The following is a 22,161-nucleotide window of genomic DNA, read 5'->3' on the forward strand; positions in this document are numbered from 1 at the left end:
GGGGGGGGGGGGGGGGGGGGGGGGGGGGGCGCGGGGGGGGGGGGGGGGGGGGCGCGCGGGGGGGGGGGGGGGGCCGCGGGGGGGGGGGGGGGCGCTGATCCAGATGGAGCGCAGGCCGGTGGCGTGGGCGCCCAGGAGGTCGGTGGCGGGGTTGTTGCCGACCATCCAGTCGGCGGGGGTGAGGGTGCGGCCGAGGCGGGCGGCGGCGAGGTGGAAGATCGCGGGGGCGGGTTTGCGGGCGCCGGCCTCTTCGGAGACGCAGACGGCGTCGACGGCGGGGAGCAGGCCGGTGCGGGCGAGTTTGGCGCGTTGGATGTCGGTGCAGCCGTTGGTGACGACGGCGATGGTCCAGCCGGCCTCGCGGAGGGTGGCGAGGGCTTCGGGGACGCCGGGGAGCACGTGGGTGCGGGCGGCTTCCTGGGCGACGTGTTCCTCCCAGAGGGTGCTGCCGGAGTGGGGGAGGCCGTAGTGGGCGGCGATCCGGGCGAAGCCGGCGGGGGAGCGGTCGGCGCGGTGGAGGGCGAAGACGGTGGGGGCGGCTTCGGCGGGGAGGCCGTGGGTGGCGCAGAAGGCGGGGGTCCAGGCGTCGGCGGCGCCGTCGCGTTCGACCAGGGTGTGGTCGAGGTCGATGAGGAGGAGGGGAGAGGAGGGGGAAGGGGGGAGGGAGGGTGAGTGCGGAGGGTGGTGAGGCATCTGCGGAGGGTAGTGGAAAAGGGGCGGTGAGTTATTGCGAAGGAGTTGCAATTACTTGGGGCAGGCAGCACAGTGGGTGGGGCAGGGGTGGGGTCGGGCCGTTCAGCCTCCCCGCTGAGCAGTCCCGGACGTGCGGAAGCGCGCCGGGGGTCCTCCGTACGAGCTGATCGTCTTCCCAACCGGCGCCCGCCGGGACAGCGGTCCGCCCACCCCGGCCCAGCCCCGTCGCCGGACGCGCCGAGCGAGCGTCAAGAGCGCGTCAAAGGCCGAGGACGGGGCGTCAGGAACGCGTACAGGGCGGGGGACGGCGCGCGGCGCCGCCCGCAGGATCGGAGCAACCGATCGACTGCGGAGGTCCCGTCCGATGTCCAGCCTCGTCACCACGAGCGTCACCGCCGAGCCCCAGCCGCCCGATACCGGGGCCGGCTCCGACGAGCGGCACCGGCTGACGGCGCTCGGCGGGCTGGCGGCGCTCTCGTTGGACGCGATGGCCTCGGTCGCGTACGGGCCGGAGTCGATCGTGCTGGTGCTGGCCGCGGCCGGCGCGTACGGGCTCGGGTTCACGCTCCCGGTCACGGCGGCGATCGCCGTGCTGCTGGCGGTCCTGGTGGCCTCGTACCGGCAGGTGATCGCGGCCTTCCCGGACGGCGGCGGCTCCTACGCGGTGGCCAAGGCGCACCTGGGCCGGCGCACAGCGCTGACCGCCGCGGCCTCGCTGGTGATCGACTACGTCCTGAACGTCGCGGTGTCGGTGACGGCCGGGGTGGCCGCGCTGACCTCGGCCGTGCCGGGCCTGTACGGGGACCGGGTCTGGCTCTGCCTGGGCGTGCTCGCCCTGGTGACCGCCGTCAACCTGCGCGGGATCGCCGAGTCGGCCCGCTGGTTCATGGCGCCGACCGCCGTCTTCGTGCTGTCGATCCTGACCATCATCGTGGTCGGCCTGTTCCGGGACGCGCCGGTGAGCACGGCCGCCGCCGCCGGGCACGCCTCCGCCCTGGCCGACGACGCGACCGCGGTCGGCGCGCTGCTGCTGCTCAAGGCCTTCGCGGCCGGCTGCTCGGCGCTGACCGGCGTGGAGGCGGTGGCGAACGCCGTCCCGTCCTTCCGCACGCCCGGCGTGAAGCGGGCCCAGCGCACCGAGGTCGCGCTGGGCGCGCTGCTCGGCGTGATGCTGATCGGACTGGCCGTGCTGATCGGCCGCTTCCACCTCCAGCCGGTCGAGGGCGTCACCGTGCTCGCCCAGCTGGCCGACGCCTCGCTCGGCCACGGGGCCGGCTTCTACCTGGTCCAGTTCGCGACCGTGGTCCTGCTCGGGCTGGCCGCCAACACCTCCTTCGGCGGCCTGCCGGTGCTGCTCCACCTGCTGGCCCGGGACAACCACCTGCCGCACGTCTTCGCGCTGCGCGCCGACCGCCAGGTGCACCGGCACGGCGTCCTCTTCCTGGCGGCCGTCTCGGCGGTGCTGCTGGTCGGCTCGGGTGGCGACGTCAACAGCCTGGTGCCGCTCTTCGCGATCGGCGTGTTCGTCGGCTTCACCATCTGCCAGGTGGGCATGGTCCGGCACTGGGCCGTGGAAAAGCCCGCCCGCTGGCGTGGCAGGGCGGCGCTGAACGGCTTCGGGGCGCTGCTCACCGGGGTGGCGGCCGTCGTCGTGACCGGCACCAAGTTCACCGAGGGCGCCTGGGGCATCTGCCTGGCGCTGCCGCTGCTGGTCCTGCTGTTCGAGGCGGTGCACCGCGGCTACGCCCGGATCGGCGAGCGGCTGGAGCTGGGCCGGATACCGGGCGCGGTGACCCCGCAGCGCAGTGTGGTGGTGGTCCCGGTCACCGCGATCACCCGGCTGACCCGGGACGGGCTGTCCGCGGCGCTGTCGCTGGGCGACGAGGTGCTGGCGGTGACGGTGGTGCACGACCCGGCGGAGGCCGAGGCGCTGCGCCGGGACTGGGAGCTGTGGCGGCCGGGGGTGCCGCTGGTGGAGATCCCGGACGGGCGCCGCCGGCTGGGGCAGCCGATCGCCGCCTTCGTGAACGGGCTCGCCGCCGAGCACGCGTACGACCGGCTGACCGTGCTGATCCCCGAGGTGGAGCCGGTCCGGCCCTGGCAGCGGGCGCTGCAGAACCGGCGGGGCGCGGTGATCGACCGGGCGCTGCGGCGGCACACGGACGCGGTGGTCTGCCGGCTGCGGATGCGGATGTGACGACCGGGGAGGCCCAGGGGATTGGTGCCAATAAGGGCGATATGTCCTAGTCGATCGTCATATCTTGACGATGTCTTAACGGCCCCCCTTAACGCGGTCGAAACGCTCCCGACCCGCCCGGCACGCCTCGCCCATAGCGGCTCCGACCTGCGGGAACATCCCGCCCGTTGGGCGTGCCGGGCGCCTCGGGCACGCCGCTGCGGCCCATTGCGCGCCCGGCGCGCGCCCTTACGCTCGCCCATGTGTTCAACCTGCCCCAGGCGCTCAAGCGCCTAGTGATCGGCCGAGCCATGCGCAGCGAGGAGCTGGGCGAGACGCTGCTCCCCAAGCGGCTGGCGCTGCCGATCTTCGCCTCCGACCCGCTCTCCTCGGTCGCCTACGCGACCCAGGAGATCCTGCTGGTGCTCACCGTCGGTGGCGCCGCCTTCCTCTACCTGACCCCGTGGGTCGCGGCCGGCGTGGTCGCGCTGATGGCGGTCGTGGTGATGTCCTACCGCCAGGTGGTGCACGCCTACCCGAGCGGCGGCGGCTCCTACGAGGTGGTCTCCCGCAACCTGGGCGCCAACTCCGGCCTGGTGGTGGCCGCCTCGCTGCTGGTCGACTACGTGATGACGGTCGCCGTCTCGGTGGCCTCCGGCGTGGACAACATCATCTCGGCGCTGCCCTCGCTCGCGGACCACCGGGTGGAGCTGGCGGTCGGCTTCGTCGTGCTGCTGATGGCGATGAACCTGCGCGGGGTCCGGGAGTCCGGCAAGGCCTTCGCCGCGCCGACCTACCTGTTCATCGGCGGCATCCTGCTGATGGTGGTCACCGGGCTGATCCGGGTCGCGCTGGGCGACGCGCCGGTGGCGTCCAGCGCCGCGTACGGGATCGTGCCGGAGGACGGCAAGGACGCGCTGGCCGGCCTCGGCCTGCTGATGCTGGGCCTGCGGGCGTTCGCCTCCGGCTGCACGGCGCTGACCGGGGTGGAGGCGATCTCCAACGGGGTGCCGGCGTTCCGGGCGCCCAAGTCGAGGAACGCCGCCGCGACGATGGCCGTGATGGGCACCACGGCCGTGGTCATGTTCGTCGGCATCACCGCGCTGGCGCTGATCTCCAAGGTGCACATCGCCGACAACGCCTGCCACCTCACCGGCTTCCCGGGGGACTGCGCGAGCGCGCCGCAGCAGACCGTGATCGCCCAGCTGGCGGCGGCGGTCTTCGGCGGCGACCAGAGCGTGCTGTTCTACTTCATCCAGGCGGTGACCGCGCTGGTGCTGATCCTGGCGGCCAACACGGCGTTCAACGGCTTCCCGCTGCTGGCCTCGATCCTGGCCGAGCACCGCTACCTGCCCCGGCAGATGCACACCCGCGGCGACCGGCTGGCCTTCTCCAACGGCATCATCGCGCTCGCGGTGGTGGCCGGCGGCCTGCTCTGGCTGTACGACGCGGACGTCACCAGCCTGATCCACCTCTACATCCTGGGCGTCTTCACCTCCTTCACGCTGTCGCAGATCGGCATGGTGAAGCACTGGAACCGCGCGCTGGCCGCCGAGCGCGACCCGGCGGTCCGGGGCGCCGCCCAGCGCTCCCGGGTGATCAACTTCGCCGGTGCGGTCACCACCGCGCTGGTGCTGGTGATCGTGCTGCTGACCAAGTTCACCCAGGGCGCCTGGCTGGCCGTGGTCGCGGCGGTGGTGCTGTGGGTGATGATGCGCGGCATCCGCCGGCACTACGACAGCGTGGCCGAGGAACTCGCGGTGGACGACGCGGACGCCGACTCGGTGCGGCCGTCCAAGGTGCACGGCATCGTGCTGGTCTCCAAGGTGCACAAGCCGACGCTGCGGGCGCTCGGCTACGCGCAGGCCTTCGCGCCGGACTCGCTGGAGGCGCTCACCGTCGCGGTCGAGGAGGAGGCCACCGGCGAGCTGGAACGGCAGTGGCGGGAGCTGGGCGTGGCGGTGCCGCTGAAGGTGCTGGACTCGCCGTACCGGGAGATCACCAAGCCGGTGGTCCAGTACGTGCGCGAGTACCGGCGGACCAGTCCGCGGGACGCGGTGGCGGTGTTCATCCCCGAGTACGTGGTCGGGCGCTGGTGGGAGCACCTGCTGCACAACCAGTCGGCGCTCTGGCTGAAGAGCCGGCTGCTGTTCACCTCGGGCGTGATGGTGATCAGCGTGCCGTGGCAGCTGACCTCGGCCGGCAAGGCGGACCGGGCCTCCCGGCGGGCCCCGGGCGCGGTGCGGCGCGGGGAGCCGACGGTGCGTTCGGAGCGCGAGAAGCTCCCGGCGCCCGAGAACGCGTAACCAGCGAGGGCAGGCCACGAGGCCCCGGACGGCATGCCGTCCGGGGCCTCGCCGCATCCGGCCGGGGACCCCCGTATGGAGCCCGTCAACAATCGAACGGGCGCCGTATGGAGGGCGTCAAGAACGGCGTCGGGGCCCCTGACGGACGGTTGGCTGGCCTAGCCGGCCCGCCGCCGGCGCCGTGCCTCGCGTCCGAACGCAGGCCGCGGCCACCCCGAGCCACTGTGGTGGAGCCCATGTCCGATCTCATCTACGTCGGTGTCACGGTCGCCGTGTTCGCCGTCATCGCCCTGATCGCGCGGGGGGTGGAGAAGCTGTGAGCGTCGAGAACGTCGCAGGTCTCATCGTGGCCGTCGCCCTGGTCGGCTACCTCGTCGTGGCGCTGATCTACCCGGAGAAGTTCTGACATGAGCTCGACTCTCGCGGGCTGGCTGCAGGTCCTCGCCCTGGTGGGCGCCCTGGCCCTGTGCTACCGCCCCCTGGGCGACTACATCGCCCGCATCCTCACCACCTCCAAGCACCTCAGAGCCGAGCGGGTGGTCTACAAGGTGATCGGCGTGGACGCCGACGCCGACCAGCGCTGGCCGGTCTACCTGCGCTCGGTGCTGGCCTTCTCGGCCGTGTCCGTCCTCTTCCTCTACGGCCTGATCCGCGTCCAGCAGTGGCTGCCGCTGGGCCTCGGCGTCGAGCAGATGCCGGGCCACCAGGCCTGGAACACCGCGATCTCCTTCGTCGCCAACACCAACTGGCAGTCCTACAGCGGCGAGGCCGCGATGGGCCACCTGGCCCAGATGGCCGGCCTGGCGGTGCAGAACTTCGTCTCCGCGGCCGTCGGCATCGCCGTCGTCGCGACCCTGATCCGCGGCTTCACCCGCAACAGGACCGACCGGGTCGGCAACTTCTGGGTCGACCTGACCCGGATCAGCCTGCGGCTGCTGCTGCCGGTCTCGATCGTCTTCGCGCTGGTCCTGGTGGCGAGCGGCGTGGTGCAGAACTTCCACGGCTTCCACGAGGTGGCCGGGCTGGTCGGCGACCCGCAGGCGATCCCGGGCGGGCCGGTGGCCTCCCAGGAGGTCATCAAGCTGCTCGGCACCAACGGCGGCGGCTTCTACAACGCCAACTCGGCGCACCCCTTCGAGAACCCGACCGGGCTCTCCAACCTGGTCGAGATCTTCCTCATCCTGCTGATCCCGTTCGCGCTGCCGCGCGCCTTCGGCCGGATGGTCGGCGACCACCGCCAGGGCTACGCGATCGTCTCGGTGATGGGCCTGTTCTGGGTCGCCTCGGTGGCGCTGATCACCCTCTCCGAGTCGCACCATGCGGGCACCGCCATGCAGGCGGCCGGCGGGGCGATGGAGGGCAAGGAGCAGCGGTTCGGCATCGCGGCCTCCGGCCTGTTCGCCGCCTCGACCACGCTGACCTCGACCGGCGCGGTGAACTCCTTCCACGACTCGTACTCCGCGTTCGGCGGCGGCCTGACGATGTTCAACATGATGCTGGGCGAGATCGCGCCCGGCGGGGTGGGCTCGGGCCTGTACGGGATGCTGGTGCTGGCGATCGTCGCGGTCTTCGTGGCCGGTCTGATGGTCGGCCGCACCCCCGAGTACCTGGGCAAGAAGCTCGGCGGCCGGGAGATGAAGTTCGCCTCCCTGTACATCCTGACCACGCCGACCCTGGTGCTGGTCGGCACGGGTGTGGCGATGGCGCTGCCGGGTCAGCGGGCCGGGATGCTCAACTCGGGCGCCCACGGTTTCTCCGAGGTGCTGTACGCCTTCACCTCGGGCGCGAACAACAACGGCTCGGCGTTCGGCGGCATCACCGTCAACACCGACTGGTACGACACCGCGATCGGCCTGGCCATGGTGTTCGGCCGGTTCCTGCCGATGGTCTTCGTCCTCGCCCTGGCCGGCGCGCTCGCGCAGCAGCAGCCGGTCCCCGCCACCCCGGGCACCCTGCCCACCCACAAGCCGCTCTTCGTGGGCCTGCTGTCGGGCGTCGTCCTGATCGTCGTCGGTCTCACCTACTTCCCGGCCCTGGCTCTCGGGCCGATCGCGGAAGGTCTCTCCTGATGTCGTCCACCCTTACCGAGAAGCCGGCCCCGCGGCCGGAGACGGCGCCCGCCGAGGCTCCGCACAGAGTGTCCGGCGGTCTGCTGGACCCGAAGCTGATCGTCGCCTCCCTGCCGGACGCGGTGAAGAAGCTCGACCCCCGGGTGATGGTCAAGAACCCGGTCATGTTCGTGGTCGAGGTCGGCTCGGTCGTCACCACGGTCGCCGCGATAGCCGACCCGAGCGTGTTCGCCTGGTCGATCACCGTCTGGCTCTGGCTGACCACGGTCTTCGCCAACCTGGCGGAGGCCGTCGCGGAGGGCCGCGGCAAGGCGCAGGCGGACACCCTGCGCAAGACCAAGTCCGACACCATGGCCCGCCGTCTGCTGGACTGGCCGAAGAGCCAGGCCGAGGAGGAGGTCTCCGGGACCGCCCTCCGGCTGGGCGACCACGTCGTGGTCGAGGCCGGCCAGATCATCCCCGGTGACGGCGACGTCGTCGAGGGCGTCGCGTCCGTGGACGAGTCGGCGATCACCGGCGAGTCCGCGCCGGTGATCCGCGAGTCGGGCGGCGACCGCTCCGCGGTGACCGGCGGCACCAAGGTGCTGTCCGACCGGATCGTGGTGAAGATCGCCTCGGAGCCCGGCAAGACCTTCATCGACCGGATGATCGCCCTGGTCGAGGGCGCCGCCCGGCAGAAGACGCCGAACGAGATCGCGCTCAACATCCTGCTGGCCTCGCTGACCATCGTCTTCCTGATCGCGGTCGTCACGCTCCAGCCGATGGCGAGCTACGCGGGCGCCCCGCAGTCGATGATCGTCCTGGTCGCGCTGATCGTGGCGCTCATCCCGACCACCATCGGGGCGCTGCTCTCGGCGATCGGCATCGCCGGCATGGACCGGCTGGTCCAGCGCAACGTGCTGGCGATGTCCGGCCGTGCCGTCGAGGCCGCCGGCGACGTCAACACCCTGCTGCTCGACAAGACCGGCACCATCACCCTCGGCAACCGCCAGGCCGCCGAGTTCCTCTCGGTCACCGGCGTCGCCACCGACGAACTGGCCGACGCGGCCCAGCTCTCCTCGCTGGCCGACGAGACCCCCGAGGGCCGCTCGATCGTCGTCCTCGCCAAGACCGGGTACGGCCTGCGGGCCCGCGCCCAGGGCGAGCTGACCCACGCCACCTGGGTGCCGTTCACCGCCCAGACCCGGATGTCCGGCGTCGACCTGGACGAGGCCGACGGAGTCCACCAGGTCCGCAAGGGCGCGGCCGCGGCCGTCGCCACCTGGGTCACCGCCAACGACGGCACCGTCACCGACGAGGTCTCCGCCCTGGTCGACGGCATCTCCGGCGCCGGCGGCACCCCGCTGGTCGTCGCCACCCGGATCGGCACCGCGCCGGCCCGCGTGCTCGGGGTCATCCACCTCAAGGACGTGGTCAAGGAGGGCATGCGGGAGCGCTTCGACGAGCTGCGCCGGATGGGGATCAAGACCATCATGATCACCGGCGACAACCCGCTGACCGCCAAGGCGATCGCGGAGGAGGCCGGCGTGGACGACTTCCTCGCCGAGGCCACCCCCGAGGACAAGATGGCCCTGATCAAGAAGGAGCAGGCCGGCGGCAAGCTGGTCGCGATGACGGGCGACGGCACCAACGACGCCCCCGCCCTCGCCCAGGCCGACGTCGGCGTCGCGATGAACACCGGGACCATGGCGGCCAAGGAGGCCGGCAACATGGTCGACCTGGACTCCAACCCGACCAAGCTGATCGAGATCGTCGAGATCGGCAAGCAGCTCCTGATCACCCGCGGCGCGCTGACCACCTTCTCCATCGCCAACGACGTCGCGAAGTACTTCGCGATCATCCCGGCCATGTTCGCCGCGGTCTACCCGGGCCTGGACAAGCTCAACATCATGCAGCTGCACAGCCCGCAGTCCGCGATCACCTCGGCGATCATCTTCAACGCCCTGGTCATCGTCGGCCTCATCCCGCTGGCCCTGCGCGGCGTCAAGTACCGTCCGTCCGACGCCAGTTCGCTGCTCCGCCGGAACATCGGCCTGTACGGCTTCGGCGGACTGGTGGTGCCCTTCGTCGGGATCAAGCTGATCGACCTGGTCGTCCAGTTCGTCCCCGGCCTGAGCTGAGAGAGGAGAATCCAGATGTCCAAGCCCCTGCCCACCTCCGTGCGCACGTACTTCACCGCACTGCGGATGCTGCTGGTGATGACGGTGATCCTCGGTCTGGCCTACCCGCTGCTGGTCACCGGCATCAGCCAGGTCGCCTTCACTGAGAAGGCCAACGGCTCGATCGTGAAGACCGCCGACGGCAAGGAGGTCGGCTCCGGCCTGCTCGGCCAGAACTTCGACCTGCCCAAGCAGAACCCCGACGACCCGGAGGAGGATGCCAAGCCGGACCCCAAGTGGTTCCAGCCGCGCCCCGCCGCCGGCAAGTACGACGGCAAGTCCTCCGGCGCCTCCAACCTCGGCCCCAACAGCGAGGACCTCACCAAGAGCGTCGAGGACCGCCGCAAGGCCGTCGCCGAGTTCGACGGCGTCGACCCGGCGAGCGTCCCGGTGGACGCGGTCACCGCCTCCGGCTCCGGCCTCGACCCGCACATCTCGACGGCCTACGCCGCACAGCAGGTCGACCGGGTCGCCAAGGCCCGCAACCTGCCGGCGGACACCGTCCGCAGGCTGGTCGACGAGCACACCGACGGCCGCTCGCTGGGTTTCCTCGGCCAGCCGGGCGTCAACGTCGTCCAGCTCAACAAGGCCTTGCTGGAACAGAAGTGACAGCCGACCGGCTGAGCACATGAGACGGGCCGGCCCGGGCCGGGGAGCACCTCCCCGGCCCGGGTCGGCCGCCGTCCGTCCCCGTCCGAAGCAGCAGAGCAGCAGACGAAAGAGCAGCGCCCATGGCCCGCGACCTCACCCCCGGCAGCGCGCACCGACGCGGCCGCCTGCGGGTGTACCTCGGCTCCGCCCCCGGTGTCGGCAAGACCTACCGGATGCTGGACGAGGCCCGCCGCAGACGGGACCGCGGCGCGGACGTGGTGGTCGGCTACATCGAGTGCCACGGCCGCCGCCACACCGAGGGCATGCTCACCGGTCTGGAGGTGCTGCCCCGGGTCCACCGCTCCTACCGGGACGCCGACTTCGAGGAGATGGACCTCGACACCCTGCTCACCCGCCGGCCCGCCGTGGTCCTGGTCGACGAACTCGCCCACACCAACATCCCCGGCGGGCGCAACGGCAAGCGCTGGCAGGACGTCGAGGAGCTGCTCGACGCCGGGATCGACGTCATCACCACCGTCAACATCCAGCACCTGGAATCGCTGAACGACGTCGTCCAGAAGATCACCGGCATCCCGCAGCGCGAGACCGTCCCGGACGAGGTGGTCCGCCGGGCCGACCAGCTCGAACTCGTCGACATGGCCCCCCAGGCGCTGCGCCGCCGGATGGCCCACGGCAACGTCTACAAGGCGGAGAAGGTGGACGCCGCGCTCTCCAACTACTTCCGGGTCGGCAACCTCACCGCCCTGCGCGAGCTCGCCCTGCTCTGGGTGGCCGGGCGGGTCGACGAGGGCCTGCGCGACTACCGCGCCAGCCACGACATCGACCGGGTCTGGGAGACCAGGGAACGCGTCGTGGTCGCCCTCACCGGCGGCCCCGAGGGCGAGACCCTGATCCGCCGCGCCGCCCGGATCGCCGACCGCACCGCCGGCGGCGACCTGCTCGCCGTCCACATCACCCGCAGCGACGGCCTGGCCGGCGCCTCCTCCGGCGCGCTCGCCCAGCAGCGGCAGCTGGTCGAGACCCTCGGCGGCGGCTACCACGTGGTGGTCGGCGACGACATCCCCACCGCGCTGCTCGCCTTCGCCCGCGCCCACGACGCCACCCAGCTCGTCCTCGGCACCAGCCGGCGCGGCCGGATCACCCGCTTCCTCACCGGCCCCGGCATCGGCGAGACCACCGTCGACGCCTCCGAGGACATCGACGTCCACATGGTCACCCACGAGTTCACCGGCCGCGGCCGGCTGCCCTCGCTGGGCCGCCGCCACTCCCCGCGGCGCACCGTCGCCGGCCTCCTCGCCGGCCTGGTGGTGCCCTCGCTGCTCACCGTCGTGCTCTCGCAGTTCCACGAGACGGTGAACCTCACCACCGACGCGCTGATCTTCCAGCTGGGCGTCGTCGTGGTGGCGCTGCTCGGCGGCGCGACCTCCGCCCTGGTGGCCTCGATGGTCGCCTCGCTGCTGCTCAACTACTTCTTCATCCCGCCCGTCCACGCCTTCACCATCGGCGAGACCAACAACATCATCGCCCTGGTGGTCTTCGCCGCCGTCGCGCTGACCGTCTCCACCGTGGTCGACCACGCCAACCGGCTCACCGCCCGGGCCGCCCGGGCCACCGCCGAGGCCGAGACCCTCTCCACCCTGGCCGGCAGCGTGCTGCGCGGCGCCGACGCGCTGCCCGCCCTGCTGGAGAAGTCCCGCACCGCCTTCGGGATGCACGCCGTCGCCCTGCTCGAACGCACCGGCGGCGAGGTGCTGGCCGCCTGCGACGGCGAGGGCGAACCCGAACCGGGACAGCCCGCCGAGACCACCGAGGTCCCGGTCGGCGCCGACGCCGTCCTCGTCCTGACCGGCCGCCGGCTGCCCGCCGCCGACCAGCGGGTACTCACCGCCTTCGCCGCGCACGTCGCCGCCGCCCTGGAACGCGACCGGCTCGCCGTGGTCGCCGCCGAGGTCGAGCCGATCAAGGCCGCCGACCGGATGCGCACCGCCCTGCTCGCCGCCGTCAGCCACGACCTGCGCACCCCGCTGGCCGCCGCCCTCGCCTCGGTCGGCTCGCTGCGCAGCCCGGACGTCGAGTTCTCGCCCGAGGACCAGGCCGAACTGCTGGCCACCGCCGACGAATCGCTGGTCAAACTCACCCGGCTGGTGGACAACCTGCTCGACATGAGCCGCCTCCAGGCCGGCGCGCTCACCCTGCACCTCGCCGAGACCCACCTCGACGAGATCCTGCCGCGCGCCCTCGACACCCTGCCCGACCCGTACGCGCCGATCCAGCCGCTCGACCTGGAGACCGTGCCGCCCGTCCTGGTCGACCCGCCGCTGCTGGAACGCGTCCTCGCCAACGTCATCACCAACGCGCTGCGCCACAACGCGCCCGGCGCGCCCGTCCTGGTCACCGCCAGCCACCACGCCGAACGCGTCGAACTGCGGGTGATCGACCGCGGGCCCGGCATCGCCCCGGAGGACCGCGACCGGGTCTTCCTGCCCTTCCAGCGCCTCGGCGACACCGACAACACCACCGGCGTCGGCCTGGGCCTCGCGCTCTCCCGGGGCCTCGCCGAGGCGATGGGCGGCAGCCTGGAGGTCGAGGACACCCCCGGCGGCGGCACCACCATGCTGCTCACCCTGCCCGCCGCCCACCCGGCGGGGCCGCATCCGGTCGGCACGCACCCGGGGGAGGCGCCCGCATGAGCGAGATCCTGGTCGTCGACGACGAGCCCGCGCTGCTGCGCACCCTGCGGATCAACCTCAGCGCCCGGCAGTACGCCGTCCGCACCGCCGCCACCGGCGGCGAGGCGCTGGACCGGGCCGCGCACACCGCCCCCGACGCCGTCCTGCTCGACCTCGGCCTGCCCGACCTCGACGGCATGGAGGTCATCCGCGGCCTGCGCAGCCGCAGCGCGGTGCCGATCATCGTGCTCTCCGGCCGCTCCGGCGCCGCCGACAAGGTGACCGCGCTGGACGCCGGCGCCGACGACTACCTCACCAAGCCGTTCCTGATGGAGGAGCTGCTGGCCCGGCTGCGCGCGGTGCTGCGCCGCCCGCCGACCGGGCCGCCGACCGGCCCACCGCCGCCCCCGCCGGTGATCGGCGACCACACCGTGGACCTGGTCGCCACCACCGTGACCGGGCCGGACGGGCCGGTCCGGCTCACCCCGACCGAGTGGCGGATCCTCGCCCTGCTGCTGGCCCACCCGGGCCGGCTGGTGCCCGGCCGGCAGATCCTGCGCGAGGTCTGGGGGCCGGCCCAGGAGCAGCGCGGCAACTACCTGCGGGTCTACCTGGCCGGGCTGCGCCGGAAGCTGGAACGGGACCCGGCCCGGCCGCGCCACCTGATCACCGAGCCGGGGATCGGCTACCGCTACGAGCCCTGAGCGGGCCGGGGCGGCGGCCGTCCGCCAACGAGCCGTCAACGAGCCGTCAAGAGCGGCGCCCCGGGCGACAACAGCCCGTCAAGAGCCGCCGGAACCACCCGTTCGGGGGCGTAGCGTCAGCGGTGAGAAAGCGGCCCCGCTCCAGTGGGGGAGCCCTGGGACCGCTTCGCCGCCTCGGCGGCCAGTAGGTGGGGGAGGGGGCGCGTCACTCACGGCGGCGCGCCCCCGTCACCTGATCGAATGAGGGACGGCCGACCGGACGAGCGGTCAGCCCCCGCCCGCGCTGCCGGACTGCCGGGGCAGCGCCAGGGCCACCGTGTCGGCGAACTCGCGGACCGCGCTGGTCCGGCTGACCACCCGCCCGCTGTGCACCACCAGCCGGCTGTGCCCGCCCGCCAGCGCCCCGGCCAGACTGTCCCCGCGCACCGCCAGCAGCTCCGCCGGGAACCCGGCGTCCACCCGCACCGGCGGCAGCCCGAGCGCCAGCCGCGCCTGGTTGGACACCGCGTCGTAGGCCGCCTCGGGCGCCAGCACCCCGCCCGCCGCCAGCAGGTACGCGCCCTCCAGCGGATCGGCCCGCCCGACCGGGTTGGCCCCGTCCCGCAGCGAGCCGCTGCCGGCCGTCAGCGGCACCCGGGCCTCCACCAGTTCGCGCAGCAGCCCCGGCCGCAGCCCCGCCGCCCGGCCCTCCAGCCCGGCGCAGCCGCCGTTCTGCGGCAGGCAGACCACCCGGATCCCGCTGCTGGCCAGCACCGTCGAGGCGCCCGGCGCCAGCGACCCGCAGGGCCCCAGCGTCACCCGGGGCCGCAGCGGCGCGAGCGCCCCGGCCAGCCGGGCCAGCTGGACCGGGTCGGCGGCCGTGGTGTGCAGGTCCACCGGGCAGTCCGCCTCCCGGGCGGCCTCCAGCAGCAGCTGGACGTAGCCGGCCGGGTCCGGGTCCAGCTCGGGGCAGCCGCCGGCCGCGGTGGCGCCGAGCTTGAGCGCGTCCCGCAGCTGGGCCCGGCCGTCCGCCCCGGCCAGGCCGGTGAGCAGCCGGGGCATGGCGACGGCCTGCAGGTCGGCGAGGCCGCGCAGCGCCTGCCGGGCGGTGAGCACCGCCTCCAGCCGGCGCAGCCCGTGCACGTCGCCGATCCGGACATGGGTGCGCTGGGCGGTGGCGCCGTAGCCGAGCGAGGTCAGCGCGGCCTCGGTGACCCGCCGGGTGAGGTCGGCGGCGGTCTCCGGCGGCGGGGTGGGCAGCGCGGCGGAGAAGGCCACATCGTAGTGGGCGTGCGCCTCGGCGGGGGCCGGGAGCAGCAGGTAGCCGCGCAGGTCGATCCGGGCGCCGGTGGTGACGGTGGGGCCGCCCGGCACGGCGGGCAGCGGGCCGAGCCCGCCGGCGGTGCCGACCGCCTGGATCCGGTCACCGCTGATCCGCACGTCCACGACCCGGCCGTCGGCCAGCCGGGCGCCGGTGAGCAGGAGGACGGGGCCGTGCCCGAGGGGGTTGGCGGCCGGGCCGGGTCCGGGGTGCGGCCCGTCGGCGGCTGCGCTGTCCATCGCCCGGCTCCTTGCTCGCGTCAATGAGCGTCGAGCGTACGGCGGGCGGGCACGGGGCGCCGGGAGGCGGGCAATAGTCGTATCGGGTCGGGCCGCGCCCGCCGGGGCCGGTCGAACGCCCGGCCTTCGATCGCTCGCCCGTCCGTGCCGTGGACCTGCGGACTTCGCCGCGGGATACGGATTTCACCTCTGGGCGCGAAGCGTGTAATCTCTTCCTCGTTCGCCCCTATAGCTCAGTCGGTAGAGCGTCTCCATGGTAAGGAGAAGGTCTGCGGTTCGATTCCGCATGGGGGCTCTGGTGAGAAGAGGTCGGCCTCGGCTGGTTTCCGATCACTGTGGCGGTGTAGCTCAGTTGGTAGAGCAAGCGGCTCATAATCGCTGTGTCACCGGTTCAAGTCCGGTCACCGCTACCCCGCGTAGTCGGTCGGGGGATCACACTCCCGGTCGGCTACTCTTGTCTGTGTTCTTATTCATTGTCCAAGGAAGGCACTCCCGTGGCTGCCACCGATGTCCGCCCGAAGATCACGCTGGCCTGCGTGGAGTGCAAGGAGCGGAACTACATCACCAAGAAGAACCGGCGTAACGACCCGGACCGTCTTGAGATGAAGAAGCACTGCCCCCGCTGCAACTCGCACACCGCGCACCGCGAGACCCGCTGACCCTGTCGTAGGGCATCGGGCCTGTGTGAACAGGTTTATCGGCTCCGGGCCGCACCCCTCACTGGGTTGCGGCCCGGAGCTTTTTCCGTATCCACCTCTTTCCGAGGAGTTGCCCCGTGGCACTGGACCCCTCCTTCATCGGGCGGACCTACCCGCCCACCGCCCCGTACGAGGTCGGCCGGGAGAAGATCCGCGAGTTCGCGGTCGCGGTGGGTGACGCCAACCCGGCGTACACCGACCCCGAGGCCGCCAAGGCGTACGGCCACCCGGACGTGATCGCCCCGCCGACCTTCCCGTTCGCGCTCACCTTCCAGGCCGCCGCCCAGGTCGTCCAGGACCCGGAGCTGGGCCTGGACTACAGCCGGGTGGTGCACGGCGACCAGAAGTTCGCCTACACCCGCCCGGTGCGGGCCGGCGACCGGCTGAGCGTCGTGGTGACCATCGACGCCATCAAGTCGCTGGCCGGCAACGACGTGCTCACCGTGCGCGGCGAGGTGTCGGACGAGACCGGCGAGCACGTGGTGACGTCGGTCATGACCCTGGTGGCCCGGGCCGCCGACGAGACGACGGGGGAGTGAGTCCGATGGCGACGATCAACTACGACGAGGTCGCGGTCGGCACCGAGCTGCCGGCCCAGTCCTTCCCGGTGACCCGCGCCACGCTGGTGCAGTACGCGGGCGCCTCCGGCGACTTCAACCCGATCCACTGGAACGAGAAGTTCGCCCTGGAGGTCGGCCTGCCCGACGTCATCGCGCACGGCATGTTCACCATGGCCTCGGCCGTCCGGGTGGTCACCGACTGGGTCGGCGACCCGGGCGCGGTGGTCGAGTACGGCGTCCGCTTCACCCGTCCGGTGCCGGTGCCCAACGACGGGGTCGGCTCCGTGATCGAGGTCACCGGCAAGGTGGCCAAGCTGCTGGACGACCGCCGGGTGCAGGTCGACCTGGTGGCGACCTACGCGGGCCAGAAGGTGCTGGGCATGTCCCGGGCCGTGGTCCGGCTGGCCTGAGCGGCGGGCGGCGTACGGGGTCCCCGTACCCTGGGGGGCGTGCTGGAAGAACTCGACGCCCCCCTCGCCCCGCTGACCACGCTGCGGCTCGGCGGCCCGGCCCGCCGCCTGGTGACCGCGCACACCGATGACGAGGTGATCGCCGCCGTCCGCGCCGCGGACGCGGCGGGGGAGCCGCTGCTGATCCTCGGCGGCGGCTCCAACCTGGTGATCGGCGACGCCGGCTTCGCCGGCACCGTGCTGCGGATCGCCACCGAGGGCTTCGCGCTCGACGGCACCGCGCTGGAGCTGGCGGCCGGCGAGGTCTGGGCCGAGGCGGTGGCCCGCACGGTGGCGCACGGCCTGGCCGGTGTCGAGTTCCTGGCCGGCATCCCCGGCTCGGCCGGCGCCACCCCGGTGCAGAACGTCGGCGCGTACGGCCAGGAGGTCGCCCAGACGATCACCGAGGTGGTCGCCTACGACCGCCGGGCCGACGAGGTGGTCACCCTCGCGAACGCCGAGTGCGCGTTCTCCTACCGGCACAGCCGCTTCAAGGCGGAGCCGGACCGCTACGTGGTGCTCCGGGTCCGGTTCGCGCTGGAGGACGCCGGCGGGCGCTCCACCCCGGTCCGTTACGCCGAGGTCGCCAAGCACTTCGGGGTGGCCCAGGACGAGCGGGTCGGCCTGGCGGACGCCTGGAACGCGGTGCTGGGCCTGCGGTCCGGCAAGGGCATGGTGCTGGACCCGGCGGACCACGACACCTGGTCGGCCGGTTCCTTCTTCACCAACCCGGTGCTGGACCCGGAGCAGTACGCGGCCTTCCTGGCGCTGGCCGCCGGGCGCGAGCTGACCGCCCCCGCCTACCCGGCGCCGGACGGCCGCACCAAGACCTCCGCCGCCTGGCTGATCGACAAGGCGGGCTTCGGCAAGGGCTACGGCAGCGGCCCGGCGACCCTCTCCACCAAGCACACCCTGGCGCTCACCAACCGGGGCGCCGCCACCACCGAGGACCTGCTCGCGCTCGCCCGGGAGATCCGGGACGGCGTGCGGGCGGCCTTCGGGGTGGAGCTGGTGAACGAGCCGGTGATGGTCGGCGTCAGCCTCTAGCGGCCCCGGCAAGGATCCAAGAGACAGGCCCTAGCCCACCAGCCAGGCGTCGATGTCCGCCAGCAGCTCCTTCCGGACGCTGTCCGGCGCGCACGAGCCGCGCACCGACTGCCGGGCCAGCTCGGCCAGCTCGGGGTCGGAGAAGCCCAGCACCTCGCGGGCCAGGTCGTACTGGGCGGCCAGCCGGGTGCCGAACAGCAGCGGGTCGTCGGCGCCGAGCGCGAGCGGCACCCCGGCGTCGAAGAGCCGCCGCAGCGGGACGTCCTCGGGGCGCTCGTAGACGCCCAGCGAGACGTTGGAGGACGGGCAGACCTCGCAGGTGATCTGACGGTCGGCCAGCCGCTGCATCAGCCGCTCGTCCTCGGCGGCCCGGACGCCGTGCCCGATCCGGCCCGCGCCGAGGTCGTCCAGGCAGTCCCGGACCGACTCGGGGCCGGCCAGCTCGCCGCCGTGCGGGGCGGCCAGCAGACCGCCCTTGCGGGCGATGTCGAAGGCCCGGTCGAAGTCGCGGGCCAGGCCGCGCCGTTCGTCGTTGGAGAGGCCGAAGCCGACCACGCCCCGGTCGGTGTACCGGACGGCGAGCCGGGCCAGCGTCCGGGCGTCCATCGGGGACTTCATCCGGTTGGCGGCGACCAGGACCCGGATGCCGACGCCGGTGGCGGCGGCGGCCTGCTCGACGGCGTCCAGGATCAGCTCCAAGGCGGGGATGAGGCCGCCGAGCCGGGGCGCGTAGGAGGTCGGGTCGACCTGGATCTCCAGCCAGCGGGAGCCGTCCCGCCGCTCGTCCTCGGCGGTCTCCAGGACCAGCCGGCGGATGTCGTCCTCGTCGCGCAGGCAGGAGCGGGCGGTGTCGTAGAGGCGCTGGAAGCGGAACCAGCCGCGTTCGTCGGTGGCCCGCAGTTTGGGCGGCTCGCCGGAGCTGAGCGCCTCGGGCAGCCGGACCCCGTGCTTGTCGGCCAGTTCCAGCAGGGTGGCCGGGCGCATCGAGCCGGTGAAGTGCAGGTGCAGGTGGGCCTTCGGAAGGTCCCTGACGTCTCGCGGATTCAGCAGGCGTTCCATTCACGAATCCTGCCGCATCGGGGGCCCGCACGGGAACCGCCCCCTTCCCGACCCCCGAAGGGGTGGAAAGGGGGCGGTCCGGTCAAGCGTGGTTGACGAAGCCCGCCGGGGGAGGCGTCAGTCGCGGGCCTCGCCCAGCAGCTTCTGCATCCGGCCGACGCCCTCGGCCAGGTCGGCGTCGCCCAGCGCGTAGGAGAGCCGCAGGTAGCCCGGGGTGCCGAAGGCCTCGCCGGGGACGACCGCGACCTCGGCCTCGTCCAGGATCAGCGTGGCCAGCTCGCCGGAGGTCTGCGGGCGCTTGCCGCGGATCTCCTTGCCCAGCAGGCCCTTGACCGACGGGTACACGTAGAACGCGCCCTCGGGCTCGGGGCAGAGCACGCCGTCGATCTCGTTGAGCATCCGCACGATGGTGCGGCGGCGCCGGTCGAAGGCGGTGCGCATCTCGTGGGCGGCCGAGAGGTCGCCGGCGACGGCGGCCAGGGCGGCGCGCTGGGCCACGTTGGAGACGTTCGAGGTGGCGTGCGACTGCAGGTTGGTGGCGGCCTTCACGACGTCCTTGGGGCCGATCAGCCAGCCCACCCGCCAGCCGGTCATGGCGTAGGTCTTGGCGACGCCGTTGACCACGATGCACTTGTCGGCCAGCTCGGGCAGCAGGGCCGGCAGCGAGGTGAACTCCGCGTCGCCGTAGACCAGGTGCTGGTAGATCTCGTCGGTGAGCACCCAGAGGCCGTGCTCCAGCGCCCAGCGGCCGATCGCCTCGGCCTCGGCCCGGGTGTACACCGCGCCGGTCGGGTTGGACGGCGAGACGAAGAGCACCACCTTGGTGTGCTCGGTGCGGGCGGCCTCCAACTGCTCGACCGAGACCTTGTAGCCGGTGGTCTCGTCGGCCACGACCTCCACCGGCACGCCGCCGGCCAGCTGGACCGACTCCGGGTAGGTGGTCCAGTACGGGGCCGGGATGATGACCTCGTCGCCCGGGTCGAGGATCGCCGCGAACGCCTCGTAGATCGCCTGCTTGCCGCCGTTGGTCACCAGCACCTGGGAGGCGTCCACCGCGTAGCCGGAGTCGCGCAGCGTCTTGGCCGCGATCGCCTCCTTCAGCTCCGGCAGGCCGCCGGCCGGGGTGTAGCGGTGGTTCTTCGGGTCACGGCAGGCCTCGACGGCCGCCTCGACGATGTAGTCCGGAGTGGGGAAGTCGGGCTCGCCGGCGCCGAAGCCGATGACCGGCCGGCCGGCCGCCTTGAGGGCCTTGGCCTTGGCGTCCACGGCGAGGGTGGCGGACTCGGCGATCGCGCCGATCCGGGCGGAGACGCGGCGGTCGGCGGGACGGACGGAACTGTCGGGCTGCGGGGTGGAAGCGCTCATGCCTGCATGGTCGCAGACCGCGCAAGGCCGGGTCATGGCGGTTTCAGCATGTGTACGGGACGGTCCACATCTCGGCCCGTTCCCGACCCGGTCCGGGCCCGAACCCGACCTGATCCGGACCCGATCCGGGCCCGCGTCAAAAGAGGTTCGACCAAACACCCCCCGACCACGTACACTCACTGCTCGACGGCAACCGAACGAACCGGAGCCTCCGACACTGTTGCAGACAGGGCCGGGAGATGCGGTAGGTTGGTGGTCGCTACTGGAGCCGCGAGGCTCCGTAGGGCAATAGCTCAATTGGTAGAGCACCGGTCTCCAAAACCGGCGGTTGGGGGTTCAAGTCCCTCTTGCCCTGCTGCTTGATCCGTTATCAGCCCGTTCGCTCCACTGGAGTGAGCGGGCTTGATGCGGAGAGGGCACCGAACAGCACCGCTTTAGCCGGCCGCTCGTGCCCGATCGGGTACGCAGGTGATGCTCGGCAGGACCCGGATTCAGGTGAGGACGAGTGACGGAGACCACGGGCTCCACCGCAACGCCTGAGAGCGGCAACCCCGAGGGGACCGACGGCGCTGCCGAGACCACGCCCGCGGAGGGCGAGTCGCGCCGCAAGCGCTCTGGCGAGAAGAAGTCGGGCAAGCGGGCCAAGAAGGGCGCCTTCGCTCGGCTCGCGCTGTTCTACCGCCAGATCATCGCCGAGCTGCGCAAGGTCGTCTGGCCCACCCGCAACCAGCTGATGAGCTACACCACCGTCGTGGTCGCGTTCGTCGTGGTCGTGATGGCCTTCGTGTCGGGCCTCGACTACGGCCTCTCCAAGGCGAGCCTCTGGATCTTCGGCTGACGGATCCGTCGCACCTGAAAACAGCTTCCCGACCCGGGCCGGTCCTCGGCCCGGGTCGAGCTGTCTGCGTCGGAGGTACGCGGCCGCTACCGTGGACTCGGTACTGTTGAAGTCTCCGAGGCGAACTTCCGGCGACCGCGTGAGCGGAGGGCGCCGGTGCCGTCACGGAGCGCGCCACCTTCACCATCTCCAGGAAAGAAGCAGCCACCGTGTCTGAGTCCCCCCTGTACGACGCCGACGAGACCGTCCGCGAGGCGGATGTCGCCGCCGAGCTGGACGCGGCCGAGCTGGCTGTCGACGTCGAGACCGACGAGCAGCAGATCGTGGACGCCGTCGACGCCGACGAGGACGAGGCCGAGGCGTACGACGAGGCCGAGGCCGGGGAGTCGGCCGAGGAGGCCGCGCTGCACGTGGAGTCCGACGAGGAGCCCGCCGCGGAGGAGGCCGACGAGGCCGCCGAGGACGAGGCCGAGGTCGAGACCGCGGAGGAGACCGAGGAGGAGGCCGTCGAGGTCGACCCGGTCGCCAAGTTCCGCGAGGACCTGCGCTTCATGCCGGGCGAGTGGTACGTGATCCACACCTACGCCGGCTACGAGAACCGGGTGAAGCAGAACCTGGAGCAGCGCGCGGTCTCCCTCAACGTCGAGGAGTACATCTTCCAGGCCGAGGTGCCGCAGGAGGAGGTCGTCCAGATCAAGAACGGCGACCGCAAGACCATCCGCCAGAACAAGCTCCCCGGCTACGTCCTGGTGCGCATGGACCTCACCCCGGAGTCCTGGGGCGTCGTCCGCAACACCCCCGGCGTCACCGGCTTCGTGGGCAACGCCTACGACCCGTACCCGCTGACCCTGGACGAGGTCGTCAAGATGCTCGCCCCGGACGTCGAGCGCCAGGCGGCCAAGGAGGCCGGCAAGCCCTCCCCGGTCAAGCCGAGCGAGATCCAGGTGCTGGACTTCGAGGTCGGCGACTCGGTCACCGTCACCGACGGTCCGTTCGCGACCCTGCAGGCGACCATCAACGAGATCAACCCCGACTCGAAGAAGGTCAAGGGCCTGGTCGAGATCTTCGGCCGGGAGACCCCGGTCGAGCTCTCCTTCGACCAGATCCAGAAGAACTAGTCATACGGACTTCGGATTCGGGGCGGGGCCGAGGGCCCTGCCCTGAATCCGTTTTGGCCAAGCGGCGCGAACGCGTTAGCCTGGTCCGATGTGTGTGCTG

The 22,161-nt window shown here is 72.5% G+C and carries 18 protein-coding genes and 3 tRNA genes; 17 read left to right on the forward strand and 4 right to left on the reverse strand.

Annotated features, from left to right (window positions below):
- The coding region (locus tag AB0N76_RS05225; RefSeq protein ID WP_363553352.1) for an HAD family hydrolase at nucleotides 1-693 on the reverse strand (693 nt) is incomplete at its 3' end.
- A 364-nt stretch (nucleotides 694-1,057) separates the two neighbouring features.
- Here AB0N76_RS05225 and AB0N76_RS05230 point away from each other — a divergent pair.
- The 8 genes from AB0N76_RS05230 (at nucleotide 1,058) to AB0N76_RS05265 (ending at nucleotide 13,388) form a co-directional block, all read left to right on the forward strand.
- Nucleotides 1,058-2,890, forward strand: a complete 1,833-nt coding sequence (locus AB0N76_RS05230; protein WP_363553354.1) for an APC family permease — start codon at nucleotides 1,058-1,060, stop codon at nucleotides 2,888-2,890.
- A 290-nt stretch (nucleotides 2,891-3,180) separates the two neighbouring features.
- Nucleotides 3,181-5,175, forward strand: coding sequence for an APC family permease (locus AB0N76_RS05235; protein WP_363553587.1), 1,995 nt, complete (start codon nucleotides 3,181-3,183; stop codon nucleotides 5,173-5,175).
- A gap of 316 nt (nucleotides 5,176-5,491) precedes the next feature.
- Entirely contained in the window at nucleotides 5,492-5,581 is a 90-nt protein-coding gene (kdpF, locus tag AB0N76_RS05240) for a K(+)-transporting ATPase subunit F (protein ID WP_363553356.1), read from the forward strand.
- Nucleotide 5,582: 1 nt separating this feature from the next.
- Nucleotides 5,583-7,244: a potassium-transporting ATPase subunit KdpA gene (gene kdpA, locus AB0N76_RS05245; protein WP_363553358.1), complete on the forward strand. Its 1,662-nt coding sequence runs from the start codon at nucleotides 5,583-5,585 to the stop codon at nucleotides 7,242-7,244.
- Nucleotides 7,244-9,364, forward strand: a complete 2,121-nt coding sequence (gene kdpB / locus AB0N76_RS05250; RefSeq protein ID WP_363553360.1) for a potassium-transporting ATPase subunit KdpB — start codon at nucleotides 7,244-7,246, stop codon at nucleotides 9,362-9,364. The genes kdpA and kdpB overlap by 1 nt, the downstream gene beginning before the upstream one ends.
- Nucleotides 9,365-9,379: 15 nt before the next feature.
- Nucleotides 9,380-10,012, forward strand: a complete 633-nt coding sequence (kdpC, locus tag AB0N76_RS05255; protein WP_363553362.1) for a potassium-transporting ATPase subunit KdpC — start codon at nucleotides 9,380-9,382, stop codon at nucleotides 10,010-10,012.
- Between the two features lie 122 nt (nucleotides 10,013-10,134).
- Nucleotides 10,135-12,705, forward strand: coding sequence for an ATP-binding protein (locus AB0N76_RS05260; protein ID WP_363553364.1), 2,571 nt, complete (start codon nucleotides 10,135-10,137; stop codon nucleotides 12,703-12,705).
- Complete coding sequence (locus tag AB0N76_RS05265; RefSeq protein WP_363553366.1) at nucleotides 12,702-13,388, forward strand: response regulator; 687 nt, start codon at nucleotides 12,702-12,704, stop codon at nucleotides 13,386-13,388. The genes AB0N76_RS05260 and AB0N76_RS05265 overlap by 4 nt, the downstream gene beginning before the upstream one ends.
- A gap of 267 nt (nucleotides 13,389-13,655) precedes the next feature.
- Here AB0N76_RS05265 and AB0N76_RS05270 read toward each other — a convergent pair whose 3' ends face one another.
- Entirely contained in the window at nucleotides 13,656-14,927 is a 1,272-nt protein-coding gene (locus tag AB0N76_RS05270; protein ID WP_363553368.1) for a hydrolase, read from the reverse strand.
- 222 nt (nucleotides 14,928-15,149) lie between these two features.
- On the opposite strand from AB0N76_RS05270, the gene AB0N76_RS05275 reads away from it, so the two are divergent.
- From AB0N76_RS05275 to AB0N76_RS05300, 6 genes are all read left to right on the forward strand, one after another.
- A tRNA-Thr gene (locus AB0N76_RS05275) sits at nucleotides 15,150-15,222 on the forward strand.
- 42 nt (nucleotides 15,223-15,264) lie between these two features.
- Nucleotides 15,265-15,337: transfer RNA gene (locus tag AB0N76_RS05280), tRNA-Met, on the forward strand.
- An 84-nt stretch (nucleotides 15,338-15,421) separates the two neighbouring features.
- Nucleotides 15,422-15,586, forward strand: coding sequence for a 50S ribosomal protein L33 (gene rpmG, locus AB0N76_RS05285; RefSeq protein ID WP_006604855.1), 165 nt, complete (start codon nucleotides 15,422-15,424; stop codon nucleotides 15,584-15,586).
- Nucleotides 15,587-15,702: 116 nt separating this feature from the next.
- Complete coding sequence (locus AB0N76_RS05290; RefSeq protein WP_363553370.1) at nucleotides 15,703-16,164, forward strand: MaoC family dehydratase N-terminal domain-containing protein; 462 nt, start codon at nucleotides 15,703-15,705, stop codon at nucleotides 16,162-16,164.
- 5 nt (nucleotides 16,165-16,169) lie between these two features.
- Nucleotides 16,170-16,595, forward strand: a complete 426-nt coding sequence (locus AB0N76_RS05295) for a MaoC family dehydratase (protein WP_363553372.1) — start codon at nucleotides 16,170-16,172, stop codon at nucleotides 16,593-16,595.
- 42 nt (nucleotides 16,596-16,637) lie between these two features.
- A complete protein-coding gene (locus AB0N76_RS05300) occupies nucleotides 16,638-17,681 on the forward strand; it encodes a UDP-N-acetylmuramate dehydrogenase (RefSeq protein ID WP_363553588.1) in 1,044 nt (347 codons plus the stop codon).
- Between the two features lie 30 nt (nucleotides 17,682-17,711).
- On the opposite strand, the gene AB0N76_RS05305 is transcribed toward AB0N76_RS05300, so the two are convergent.
- Both AB0N76_RS05305 and AB0N76_RS05310 read right to left on the reverse strand, forming a co-directional pair.
- Nucleotides 17,712-18,740, reverse strand: a complete 1,029-nt coding sequence (locus tag AB0N76_RS05305) for an adenosine deaminase (protein WP_363553374.1) — start codon at nucleotides 18,738-18,740, stop codon at nucleotides 17,712-17,714.
- A gap of 117 nt (nucleotides 18,741-18,857) precedes the next feature.
- A complete protein-coding gene (locus AB0N76_RS05310; protein ID WP_363553376.1) occupies nucleotides 18,858-20,105 on the reverse strand; it encodes a pyridoxal phosphate-dependent aminotransferase in 1,248 nt (415 codons plus the stop codon).
- A gap of 282 nt (nucleotides 20,106-20,387) precedes the next feature.
- On the opposite strand from AB0N76_RS05310, the gene AB0N76_RS05315 reads away from it, so the two are divergent.
- The 3 genes from AB0N76_RS05315 (at nucleotide 20,388) to nusG (ending at nucleotide 22,061) form a co-directional block, all read left to right on the forward strand.
- Nucleotides 20,388-20,460 (forward strand) — tRNA-Trp (locus AB0N76_RS05315).
- A 150-nt stretch (nucleotides 20,461-20,610) separates the two neighbouring features.
- Nucleotides 20,611-20,943 carry a preprotein translocase subunit SecE gene (secE, locus tag AB0N76_RS05320; RefSeq protein ID WP_363553378.1) on the forward strand — a complete coding sequence of 111 codons (333 nt, stop codon included), beginning with the start codon at nucleotides 20,611-20,613 and terminating at the stop codon, nucleotides 20,941-20,943.
- Nucleotides 20,944-21,152: 209 nt separating this feature from the next.
- On the forward strand, nucleotides 21,153-22,061 hold the full coding sequence (gene nusG, locus AB0N76_RS05325) for a transcription termination/antitermination protein NusG (RefSeq protein ID WP_363553380.1): 909 nt from the start codon (nucleotides 21,153-21,155) through the stop codon (nucleotides 22,059-22,061).
- Nucleotides 22,062-22,161: the final 100 nt, after the last annotated feature.

The organism is Kitasatospora sp. NPDC093806, from assembly GCF_040683335.1.
Taxonomy (GTDB): domain Bacteria; phylum Actinomycetota; class Actinomycetes; order Streptomycetales; family Streptomycetaceae; genus Kitasatospora.

What these genes read in the sequence shown, in the direction of transcription:
- kdpC (WP_363553362.1), top strand. Translation starts at nt 9,380, where the DNA reads ATGTCCAAGCCCCTGCCCACCTCCGTGCGCACGTACTTCACCGCACTG.
- kdpB (WP_363553360.1), top strand. Translation starts at nt 7,244, where the DNA reads ATGTCGTCCACCCTTACCGAGAAGCCGGCCCCGCGGCCGGAGACGGCG.
- AB0N76_RS05235 (WP_363553587.1), top strand. Translation starts at nt 3,181, where the DNA reads ATGCGCAGCGAGGAGCTGGGCGAGACGCTGCTCCCCAAGCGGCTGGCG.
- AB0N76_RS05270 (WP_363553368.1), bottom strand. Translation starts at nt 14,927, where the DNA reads ATGGACAGCGCAGCCGCCGACGGGCCGCACCCCGGACCCGGCCCGGCC.
- AB0N76_RS05260 (WP_363553364.1), top strand. Translation starts at nt 10,135, where the DNA reads ATGGCCCGCGACCTCACCCCCGGCAGCGCGCACCGACGCGGCCGCCTG.
- AB0N76_RS05305 (WP_363553374.1), bottom strand. Translation starts at nt 18,740, where the DNA reads ATGGAACGCCTGCTGAATCCGCGAGACGTCAGGGACCTTCCGAAGGCC.
- AB0N76_RS05310 (WP_363553376.1), bottom strand. Translation starts at nt 20,105, where the DNA reads ATGAGCGCTTCCACCCCGCAGCCCGACAGTTCCGTCCGTCCCGCCGAC.
- AB0N76_RS05230 (WP_363553354.1), top strand. Translation starts at nt 1,058, where the DNA reads ATGTCCAGCCTCGTCACCACGAGCGTCACCGCCGAGCCCCAGCCGCCC.
- kdpA (WP_363553358.1), top strand. Translation starts at nt 5,583, where the DNA reads ATGAGCTCGACTCTCGCGGGCTGGCTGCAGGTCCTCGCCCTGGTGGGC.
- AB0N76_RS05295 (WP_363553372.1), top strand. Translation starts at nt 16,170, where the DNA reads ATGGCGACGATCAACTACGACGAGGTCGCGGTCGGCACCGAGCTGCCG.
- AB0N76_RS05265 (WP_363553366.1), top strand. Translation starts at nt 12,702, where the DNA reads ATGAGCGAGATCCTGGTCGTCGACGACGAGCCCGCGCTGCTGCGCACC.